This is a genomic window from Nitrobacter sp. 62-23 (assembly GCF_001897285.1).
Classification (GTDB): domain Bacteria; phylum Pseudomonadota; class Alphaproteobacteria; order Rhizobiales; family Xanthobacteraceae; genus Nitrobacter.
The window spans coordinates 1-10,592 of sequence record NZ_MKSM01000038.1 but is presented as its reverse complement, the minus strand read 5'-3'; the positions used below and the strand labels follow the sequence as shown (position 1 = coordinate 10,592).

The window sequence follows — 10,592 nt, the reverse complement described above, 5'->3', positions numbered from 1 at the left end:
GTGTCAACGCGGGTGGCCTCGACGCTGCGGACCACGAGATCGAGACCCGGACCCGCGCCGATCGCCTGCAATTGCCGGCGGTCGCCGACCAGGATCACCCTGGCCTGCGCGCGCTCGACTTCCGTCAGCAGAACATGCATCTCCCGAGAAGACAGCAGGCCGGCTTCATCGACGATGAGAACCGACTTGTCGTCAAGAAAACGCTCGCCTTTTCTGAGGCGATCGACCCACGACGCGGTAGCCCGCGCTTCGATGTTCAGGTCCTGCCGGAGCGCACGGGCGACACGCCATGCGGTCGCCGTGCCGATAACGCGGTGCCCGCTCGCCTGCCAGGCGTCGACGATCGGCGCGAGCGTCGTGGTCTTGCCCGAGCCCGGAGCCCCTTCGATGACGACGATGGCGTTCGGTCCGGTTGCGGCTTCGGCGGCGAAGGTCTGTTCGGCGCTCAAGCCGTGTGCGGCGCTTCGCGTCTTGATGTCGGAGGGATCGATCCCGGCCCCGTGCTGCTCGGCCAGCCTTGAGGCCGTCGCCACCAGATTGCGCTTGATCTTGATCATTTCCGGCGTCGAGTAGCGCGCCTGGCCGATGGCGTCGCGGCCGATCTCCACAAAAGTGCCGGAGGTGACGAGTTGATCGACCTCCCGGTCAAGACGCGACAGCGGCATCTCAAGACCGACACTTGCCGCATGGACCGATCGAACCAGATCTCGCCGGTCGACGACGCTTTCATGCTCGGTCAGTTCCGCCGGCAGCGCCGCCAGCCGTTCGGCGAAAACGCGCTCGGCAGTCGAACCAACATGCTCCCTCGCTAACCGGTGCTGAATTGCCGCACGGATATCGCCGTCAAGACCAGCCGACTGCGCCGCCTCATGCCAGACCGTTGCACGGTCTGCATCCCGCTCTTTGGCGTGGCGCGTCGTTCTGGCCACAGTGGCAGCAAGTACTGCGGATGAGCCGCTGGTGGTGCCCGCTTCCGCCAGCTCCTTTTCGATCTCGTGCCGGCGCGCGGAGAAATAGGTGATGGCCTTGTCACTGATGCCGGCCAGTTCGAACGTGCCGTTCTTCCCGACACGGTCGATGTCGAGGCCGAGATCGGTCATCTCCTTTGCAAGCGCGGCGTGATAGACGGCGCCCGCCGTCATCTTCCAGTCGCGCAGCACGGTCGAATGCAGCGCTCCGATCGTGCCGTCCGCCCGCGTCGCCAGATTGAGCACGACCGCGTGGGTATGAAGGTTCGGATCACCGAATATCCGGCCATCGGCATGTTCGGCCGGACGGCTTTCGCCATGGTGGAACATGGCAGCCGTCAGCGCGACCCTCTCGACTCGCATACCGTCCTTGCCGCGGCGCGCGAAGATGGCTTCCTTCTCGATCGTCGCAAGGGCGGAGCGGACGGCGCGCGCCTGAGCCGTTTCAAGATCGCGCCGCAGATCCTCATCTGCGAAAGCCCACGCCAGCGACACCGAACGCGGCGCGGAGAATGTCAGGTCGAAAGCAGGAACGCGCTGATCCGCCTTTCCGCCCGCATTGGTGATAAGCGATTGCCCGTTCTCGTCGAGCCCTTCATAGAGGCGTGCGAACTCCTTTGGCTGGACCGTCGTCGCATCACGCCGGCCGAGATCGCCCGATGGCGCATACCAGACGCCATCCGGCTCCCGCGCGCTAAGATAATATTCGGCGCCACGCACATAATAAGCACTGGACGCCGCCACGTTCCACGTTGCAACCACGGCGATGATCTCCAAAATCGAGACCATCGGCATGCAGTCTTTTCAGGCGAGAGAGTTGGATTCTGACTCTCTTATTGGCGCCTTTCACTCAGAATCCAAAAATGCGGGAAGAAATAGCGAAGCGATGGAGAGCCGCCCGCAAGGAAGCAGCCATGCTCCCTCTATTAAAGTGCGATCAAGAAGAGCTATCGTTTCCTTGGCAGATCAATTTGTTTGCCGGCATCCGCAAGATGCTTCTTCCGGTGGTCAGGCTAATGGCTCCGCCCTCGCGCGGCACAAGAAAACTCTCCGGCCTCTCGCAGCATAAACGGCTTCCTTCCCGTAAACGGGTCCCCTCCATTTATTCCACGGTGCCGAAGACTTTTCTGGCACCTTGCTTCCCCGGTCTCGCCGACGGGCAAGGGTTCAGGAGCGGCGCTTCGCTCTGAACCCCAAACCCGAAAGAATAGAGACATGACCAGCAATGTAAACGCCCCCCGCAATGTGATCTTCAATGCCGATTGCATCCAGGCGATGCGCTCTTTCGACAGGGGATCGGTGGACTTCATTCTGACTGATCCGCCTTATGTGACCCGCTTCCGTGATCGCGCAGGCCGCACCGTCGCTAACGATGACAACGGTCGCTGGCTCCGCCCCGCCTTCAATCAGATGCACCGCGTTCTGAAAGACGGCGGCTTTGCCGTTTCGTTCTATGGCTGGAATAAAGTGGATTTATTCATGGACGCATGGAAGGCCGCAGGCTTCCGCGTTGTCGGCCATCTCGTTTTCCGCAAGCGCTATGCGTCGGCGGCGCGCTTCCTTCGCTACGAACACGAACAGGCTTACTTGCTGGCGAAGGGAAATCCTGCCCGGCCCGAACGGCCCATCCCCGACGTGCTGGACTTTCCCTATACGGGCAACCGCCTTCACCCGACACAGAAGCCCATCGAAGCCCTGACGCCGCTCATCGAGGCTTTCACGAAGCCGGGCGATCTTGTGCTGGACCCGTTCTGCGGCAGCGGATCGACACTGGTTGCCGCGCGGCAACTCCGGCGCGACTGGATCGGCGTTGAGCTGGATAACAGCCACTATCGCACGGCCAGCAAGCGGCTGGCGTCTCCGCAACATCACCGGGCGGCAGCGTGAGCCGCCCTTTCAGAAAGCCGGGGCGCATCACATCGAGATCGCCCGAAGCCGCATTCCAGATGCCATCCGGCTCCCGCTCGCCAAGTTAATATTCGGCGCCGCGGAGAATCGTCTAATCTCCGTCAGCGCTGTGCCGTTAAAATAAGCGCTCCTGCTTTTGTATAAAATGCGACTAAGAAGCTCCGATTACCTCGTTGCATCGAATGTGATCTTCGCTGTCGCCTCCCCCTCATTATCTGCATCGTACCTGACGTTAAGCGTTGTTATTGTGCTTGGGATCGCAGGGTAGATCGGCGCGATCATGGTGTTGCTTGCCGCGGGAGAGGCTTCATGAATAGACTGGGAACCTGGGTTTTGTTGCCGCTAAGCGGTCTAATTGCTTTCGCTTCCACAGCGAGCGCACAGAACACCACCAAATCTCAATCAATTGCCGAGGGATTTGCACCGCACAGCCTTCGACTGTACCAGCCCAACGAGAACTGTCAGAACGTCAAGCTAAACATCAGCCTTGACGACGGCACAGTTCGAGTCGGGTTCGAGAATTTTACGGGCGGTGACAAGAGAAAACTTGCTGAGTTTGATCAGGCGGCGATGGTCTATACTTTTGGGGAACCTGGCTGCAAGATTGAAGTCAAGGTGTCCCCGATACAATAGTCACCTCCCTGCTACAGTTGTGATTCAAGCAGCATCGTCGCTAGACGTGACTACCGGCAGCGACGGCTATTGACGATGTCTCAAACGATAGGCGGACCGCAATGCGGAATTTCCTAAGTAATCTTATATTGAGGTACTTCGCCAATATCCTCCGAGGTTTTGCGGGTCGCGAGGCAGTCGCGGCAACGGCTTCATCCGGGCTGCTGTTAGCCCAGCCGCCTGGACGCGATGGCAGACAAGACGGTGCTCAAGCGATGAGGAGTTGGATACGAACGGTTGTGTGGGGTAACGAAGCTACCCGCTGGCGATTGATCCGCTCGGATGATTAGCTATGGTGCATTTCAACGGTCGATACTATCGAGCGGGCGTCGCTGTGATAGCAGTTTGCCTGTTATCGATATTCGCATCGGCCTGGTTCGGCCTAGAACATATCAAAAGGTTCGCTCCTCCCGCTTCTTCTCGTTCACCTACCCCGACCTTTCCGCCTTACCTCGCGGGCTATGACAAGTTGTGCGAATTCGACCGCACTGACCTCTCGTCAGGAGGCAGGTTTGCCGTGTTCAGTCGCGACGCCGTGCGACAGACCTCACGGGTTTCGTCTGGGCTTGATCTCGCAATCGTAGACCTCGCCTGCGCCAGACGGAGATCGGACATGACCGGCTGTGCTGTCGGACTGTTGGGCCTGGATGGTATGCGCGCGCTCACATGGAGTTCCGGCGACAGTTCGCTCTTTGCCGTCGAGAACTTGACCAACCTCGTGCGGATCGACTTCGGTGAGGACACTTTAAAGGCAACGGCCGAGGTCGGCGAGCGCGCGGCGCTTGATGCCGAAATAGCCCAAACAGTCGTGTTCAGCGGTGCGACCAGCCATCGGCGCGTAGCGCCGTTGATCGAGGAAGTTGAGGCAAAACGGCGAGCCGCGCTGCGCGGAATGCCAGCAACCGATTTCCCCATCGGCGTTTTCATAGATGCACACGGGTCGATCGGTGCATTGGTGGAGAATGGAGTGTCGCTTGATCTGGGGGTGCTGGCCGACGGTAAGCGCCATTCAACCAGACTGATCGCTCCTGAAGTACCGGCAGCCTCTTTGGCGTTGCTCGATCACGGCGGTCGGCGGCCGGTGTTGACCGATGTCGGTGTTCTCGTGGATCCATTATCCGAAACGCCCCTCCCTGCCGTGGCGCCATTCTCGCGGGCGATCACCTCTGCACGCGATGGAACGCTGCTTGGCCGCTTTTCTCGCGATCGGATCGATCTCGCGGAGCGAGTGCAGGGCAAGGCCGAGTTGGAACGAAAAATTGCGCTCCGGAGAGCAGCGGACCCCCGCTATTACATTCGTAGTGCGGCAGCCGATGAGACAGGGACGCTCGCTTACATTCTCAAGGATGTTGGCGCCAAGCGGAAAATCGGCTTGATCGTTGGTGGTGCAGAGATCAATCACGACTGCGGCCAAAATGGCAGACTAGCCTATAGCGCGTCTGTCGAAACCCTGGTTTTGGGTTCGGAGGAACGGCCGCTGTTCGGCATCCTGGCGACGCAGCCAGATTCTGCGGGCTTGGCGGTCGTGTTCTCCGGAGGACCGATGACGCTGATCGACGACCTCAGCGTAATGCCGACGGCGCGGCACTATCTTGCTTCAGGCTGGGATGTGCTGGCGGTGGTTTACAGCGGTAACCTGGGCTCGGGGACAGCAGTATCAGGCCGCGAGCCGCAGCATCGACTGGATGCAATCGAGGCTGATGCGGAACGGACTGTCGCCTATCTTCAGGCTCACCATACAGGCCGCAGAATTATCATCCATGGCGAGAGCCTTGGCGGTATTCCCGCGGCCGTGACAAGCGCACGTATCGATCTTCCGCACGATTTATTTCTAATCGCGCCTCTCCTCAAACTAAGAAATCCTGAGGAATGGAGTGCAAAGATTTCGGAGGGGGTAATTCCGAAGGTGAACTCGCGCCATCAAAGACACTTCGAAAAGGCGACGCTCGGCGTCTCTACCGACGCCGAGCGTCGCCTGTTCAATAGCCGTCTGAGTTCAATCTACGAAGCGCGACGGCCTGGGACACCGACGTTCGTTGCGTTCGGGAAATCTGATCCACTATCAAAACCAGACGATCTGCCGCGATCCTGGCAGTCCCATACGGATCAAGCGATCATCAACTCGGGCCATTTTCTGATGACCGTGAAAGATGATGCATGGACCGCGTTCTTCGCGTGGCAGCAAAGGATGTTCGGCAATTAGCCACGGATGAAAGATCTATTCCGCGACGAGGTTCTGGAGTTCAGGCGGCGAAGGCTTCTTGGCGCTGTCGTTGTGAAAGATTCGTCCACGATAAATTATCTGATCTGTGGCCGGATTCGTAATGAGGAAAGCGCTGTTTGCGTAGGTCGCGGTGTAGCAAGAGCACCACGCAGCACGGTGACAGGATTACCCACCTAATGTTTTTGAAACAGATCTAGCAATTCTCGATTATTGAATTTCGCTGAACTCGTTCTAGCCGGTACAGCACCCGCCCGCATCGATCCTGCACGTTGCCGGTCATATTCCCCGGACGCGCTCAGGATGGCCGTAACGCGTGACGAGGCACCCTGGTATCCATTTCACAGTCAGCGACCTCCGGTCAGAACACCTCACCTCCATACTGGCGAACAAGACTACACAAACGGCTTGCCGGGCTATGCTCGACCGGGAAATAGACGTCGAAGGATGATATCGTCATGTCGCCCTCCGGACGGACATTACCGACTCTGGAACTGAAAAAGGAGCCGCATTGCCGAGGTCTTCCTTCCCCGCCATTCTTAACCGATAGCCCTGACCCAGGCGGCGGCAGTATAAGCTTCGCGCCGCTTGCGCCATTGCGTGAATGGCATTTCAACGATGACAGGATTGCCGAGACCGAAAATCACGACACGAACGACAATAAAGCCATCGACGATGCGCACGCCAAGTTCATCGTCGAGATAATTCGGCTCGATCACGTCGATTTCGCGCTCGTGACGGACCTTATCGGGCTTGCCCTTGTTGGCAACGACCCATGTCTCGATGGTGCGGCGCCCGGCATATTTGCCGACGACCCGTTCGCGTGTTTCGGAAATCCCCAACCGGCAAACGACCTTGATCTTGAAGCGCGCTTCGAGCGTTGCCGCGTCGTGCCGCTGGTAGAGTTTCAGAACCTGCTCCCAGTCCTGGGTGGCGACGATCGCGGCGGCTCCCTTTTCCCGACCGACATTGAGCAGTTTGGGGAACTGTTCGAGCCGGCCGAGGACGGGAAGTTCATCCAGGATCAGGTGTAACCACGGACGATCCCGTTTCGGCGCGGCCGGGCTCAGCAACTTGCCGCAGACGACATCGACCAGCAGGCCGCCGATGGCGGTCGAGAGAAGGGGATATTCCGCGTTGTGCTGCAGAATGATCGTTCGTGGCAGAGCGGACTGTTCGGAAAGCCAGTCGCGAACACTGAAGCGGCGCTCCTTGTTGGATGCTTCCGCTTGCGCAAGCGGGCGGATCGTCGTCAGCGCCGCGACCCATAACGTCAGCATCAAGCTCAGCGTGGTTCTGTTGGCCGCGCCATCGTCGTCGAGTTCAATCAGATGGGCGCTCGGTGCATGCGCGGCTTCAAGGGCGGTGCGGAGTTCCTTCGGACTTTTGAACACGAACTGAAACAGATCGGCCCATCCCCAATCGGTCTTGCGCGCGCGCTGCAACGCCTCGATGGCTCCCGCCAGGATGGCCTTGGCGCCATTGGACCACATCGATTCCTGTTCCGAGCCAGAGGGCACCAGCTTTTCCGCGACCTCGCGCGCCTTGCGCATTGGTCACGTCGCGGCCGATGTCCCAATTCCATCCTCTCGCGTCGTGAGGGGCCACCAGAAGTATCCTGTCGATCGGCGCGCAGGCGAGAACGTCGCCCTTGGCGTCGTGAATGATCGATCGCTCGCCACGCGCCAGGATCTGCTCCGCCCAGCCACGGATCACGGCGCTCTTGCCCGAACCCTGGTCGCCGATGACGAGAATGTTGGCGGCTTCCGTCACAGACGTGAGTTGTACGTGAGGTGTCAGCCAAAGCGAATCCGGCTGCGGCGTTCCGGTCACGGCAATGGCCTTGCGCGGCGAGGCCCGCCCGTCAGCCCCGAATATCGGCCATGGTCCCCGGATCGTGCGCACCGTCTCTTTCGGCGAGGTATGCTTCCAGCTCCAGATCGCCGCAAGAATGGCCGCGATCATCGCGCCGCCAAGAAAGAGGCAGAGCCGGAGATGGAACGGCGGCCAGGCGAGCCAGGCCCGAAAGTTCGCGGTACGGCAATCGAGATCGAAGGCCTGCAACCGTGGCCCACAGTATCGGAGGAAGCCTTGATCCCAGACTGTCCTCCAGAAATAGCCCGGCGTGATGTCCGGATCCTGAAACGGGACGACAAGGCCGATGATGAAGAAACTGACGATCATGACGCCGCTTGCGGCGAGTAGCGCTGCCACAAGTGCCGGGCCGGGAGATTTCTTGACCTTGATGCTCGACATTGTCCGGTTACTCCATGAGCCTGAGAACGATCGAGCCGATTGCGGTGAACGCAAAACCTGCGGCCGATCCACCCACGACAGCACGGATGAGCCATCTGGGTTCGCGGCTTCGCCAATCCGCCCAGCCGTAATCACTCCCGGCCGACAAAACGGAAGACGACGGTTGGGCGTGCGAGATGGACCCTGCCTCCCGCCAGTTCGGAAACGGATTCTGATTGCCGAGACTCGACAGGAACGCCGCAAGGCCCTCTTCACCGAGACGTTCCAGCGATCCCAGGTCGAATTCGTCCGCACCCTTCTCGAATTGCGAGGCCAACCGCTGTGCGCTCGCCTGCCGCTCACGACTGCCCTCATCGATGGCGCGCGAGGCCGCCGCTCTGAAGTTCTCACGCCTCATTCGCCGCCTCCCTGGTCTTGAGGACACGGTCGAGTTCGTCGAACAGCGCCACCAGCCACTGGGCGACGTCGCCGCGTGCGATCTTGGCTTCAGCACGCGGCAGGCCGCTCAAGCGCATGGCGGCCTGCGTTTCCAGATCCACGACATCGATGAAGCGGGAGCCTGCCGCCTCGAAATACCGCCATGAGCCGCCCGGAATGGCGCCCATAATAATGTGTATATGTCTCTCCGCTGCGGGCTTGAGCTTGTCGGTCCACTCCTGCCAGGCGGCGGAAGCCGGATGGAGATCGGCGATGCGGCCATCGCGCTGGTTCTCGGCAAGGATGATTTCCGCGCGAGGAATTGCCGTCGTCAGGCGTTCGATCGTCCAATGCGCCTGCCTTATGGCCTCCGCTTCCGCCGTGAACGGCACGAACACCACCGGGTCGAAGCCGAATTCGCCAAGTTCTTCGTCGAGATCGACCAGGGCGGCCCATTCGGAGAACCGGCCGACCTCGCCCGCGCCGATGTCGATGACGATCGGCGCCGACGCGGCCGCCCGCTCGGCGGCGTCCAGCACCGGGCTGAACCGCGCCAGTTCCTTGCCGGGGTCGATTCGCGCCGCCTTCGGATCGGACGCCACGGTGATCACGCTCTGGCCGAGCGCGGCCGACAGGCGCTTTTGCCGATCGATCTGGATAACGACCGGGGAATGCCCCGCGATCACGAGCTTGTCGGCAATGGCCAGCGCCAGCGTCGATTTGCCGACCCCGCCCTTTTCGTTGGCGACAATGATGGCCGGATGCCTCTTGTCGATCTCTGTCATGACGGCTTCCTTCGTCCCATTCAATCGTGGGATGAAGGAAGAAGTCACAGAATCGAAGAGGCGGGATGGATTCTGAGTGTCTCCCGGAAAAAATACTGCACGCGACTTTAACGTCGTCAGGTCTTGCTTCGGGCTACTGCACACTGACCTTCAAGTATCGCGTATGCATGCAACAGGAATTCTCGCCCGCTCATCAACTCAGGATGAGTACGTTCGCTGAATAGCTCGGGCTTCTCTTCAAGATGTTGCCGGCCGCCTTCGATCCGTTCGAGGAATTGCGCGGGAGACAATGGGGTGGACTGCCCGCGGGCGATCCGCCCGATGTCCCGGACGAATCCGAAGCTCTTCAGACTTGCCAACCGATGGAACATCAGCCTTGGATCGAAATCCCCGGCATAAACGGCCGGGAACACCGCTCCAGCGTCGATCGGGTGATTAAAACCTGCCGCCACCTCTACCAGTTTCGTATCGAGAAACCCGTCGCCGTCCGGCTCCTGCCGGATGCTCTCGCTGATTGCGTACTCGATACGGCGAAACTCCCTGGCCCGCTCGCGGCACATGTTGAGCGCGACGAACTGCGTCTTCTGAAAGCGGATTTCCTCCGCGATCACATCCTTGCGTTTGCCGCGAAATCCCTCCGCCCAGGTTGCGATCTCCCGCCGCAACGCCTTGCCGCTTGGATAAAGGCATTGCAGGTGTTTTTGACGCTGGCCATTGCGCCAGGCCGTGTCGATGGCCCGGAACCGGCGCTTCCCGGTTTTGCAATGATCGTGCTCGGGCCAGGGAAGCGGCAGCAGCTCGTTGTCGAAGATGAACTGCTTTGCTGAGTCTCGATCCGCCCAGTTGCAGCGGTTCTTTCCGTCACGCAGCGGCACAAGATGCCGAAGCCGCTCGAACAGCACGAAGACATTCACGGCGAACGCGTTCTTGATCCGGGTCTCGATATCGTCGTCAACCTGCCCGCCGCTTGGCCGCTGAGGCCGCATGCCGACAACATTCGCGCGAACCAGCAGCGGCTCGCCCTGGTCGAACCGCTTCCGTTCCTCGGGCGTCGCCTGGATCGGGAGCGGATCGTCGAGGCTTTCGACAATCATCGCTTGCAGATGCCGGACCGGCCAGCCGGCGGCTGCCTTCATCTCCGGCGCAACTTGCGGCGGATAACCGGTCTTTCCCTTGCGTATGGCATCCCCGCTCACCACGACGATGGGGCGGCTGAAGTCGATGAGGTCGGGGAAAGGCCCGTTCTCAAGGTACTGCTTGCGCAGCCTGTTCCGTTCCCGGTCCGAAGTCGGCGCGTGTTTCGCCATGCTGGTTTTCTACTGTCATCGGCCGCCGACGCGGCGCCTTGAACGGATCAAGCTAGCG

Annotated in this window: 9 protein-coding genes and 1 pseudogene; 5 read left to right on the top strand and 5 right to left on the bottom strand. The window is 60.3% G+C overall.

Annotated elements, in window-relative coordinates:
* On the bottom strand, positions 1 to 1,763 hold a 1,763-nt coding region (mobF, locus tag BGO16_RS03750), incomplete at its 3' end, for a MobF family relaxase (RefSeq protein WP_292617261.1).
* Positions 1,764 to 1,804: 41 nt separating this feature from the next.
* Between mobF and BGO16_RS03745 the strand changes: the two genes are divergently transcribed.
* The 4 genes from BGO16_RS03745 (at position 1,805) to BGO16_RS03730 (ending at position 5,751) form a co-directional block, all read left to right on the top strand.
* Positions 1,805 to 2,158: a hypothetical protein gene (locus BGO16_RS03745; protein ID WP_292617260.1), complete on the top strand. Its 354-nt coding sequence runs from the start codon at positions 1,805 to 1,807 to the stop codon at positions 2,156 to 2,158.
* Positions 2,159 to 2,183: 25 nt separating this feature from the next.
* Positions 2,184 to 2,855 carry a DNA methyltransferase gene (locus tag BGO16_RS03740; protein ID WP_292617259.1) on the top strand — a complete coding sequence of 224 codons (672 nt, stop codon included), beginning with the start codon at positions 2,184 to 2,186 and terminating at the stop codon, positions 2,853 to 2,855.
* A 330-nt stretch (positions 2,856 to 3,185) separates the two neighbouring features.
* Positions 3,186 to 3,509, top strand: a complete 324-nt coding sequence (locus tag BGO16_RS03735) for a hypothetical protein (protein WP_292617258.1) — start codon at positions 3,186 to 3,188, stop codon at positions 3,507 to 3,509.
* Positions 3,510 to 4,161: 652 nt separating this feature from the next.
* Complete coding sequence (locus BGO16_RS03730) at positions 4,162 to 5,751, top strand: hypothetical protein (protein ID WP_292617257.1); 1,590 nt, start codon at positions 4,162 to 4,164, stop codon at positions 5,749 to 5,751.
* A gap of 557 nt (positions 5,752 to 6,308) precedes the next feature.
* On the opposite strand, the pseudogene BGO16_RS03725 reads toward BGO16_RS03730, so the two are convergent.
* The 4 genes and pseudogenes from BGO16_RS03725 to BGO16_RS03710 form a co-directional block, all read right to left on the bottom strand.
* Positions 6,309 to 7,734: pseudogene (locus tag BGO16_RS03725) on the bottom strand (type IV secretion system DNA-binding domain-containing protein).
* Between the two features lie 298 nt (positions 7,735 to 8,032).
* Complete coding sequence (locus BGO16_RS03720) at positions 8,033 to 8,422, bottom strand: hypothetical protein (protein WP_292617256.1); 390 nt, start codon at positions 8,420 to 8,422, stop codon at positions 8,033 to 8,035.
* Entirely contained in the window at positions 8,412 to 9,227 is an 816-nt protein-coding gene (locus BGO16_RS03715) for an AAA family ATPase (protein WP_292617255.1), read from the bottom strand. Before BGO16_RS03715 ends, BGO16_RS03720 begins: the two co-directional genes overlap by 11 nt.
* Before the next feature lie 116 nt (positions 9,228 to 9,343).
* Positions 9,344 to 10,363, bottom strand: coding sequence for a hypothetical protein (locus tag BGO16_RS03710; protein ID WP_292617254.1), 1,020 nt, complete (start codon positions 10,361 to 10,363; stop codon positions 9,344 to 9,346).
* A 37-nt stretch (positions 10,364 to 10,400) separates the two neighbouring features.
* Here BGO16_RS03710 and BGO16_RS03705 point away from each other — a divergent pair.
* On the top strand, positions 10,401 to 10,592 hold a 192-nt coding region (locus tag BGO16_RS03705), incomplete at its 3' end, for a hypothetical protein (protein ID WP_292617253.1).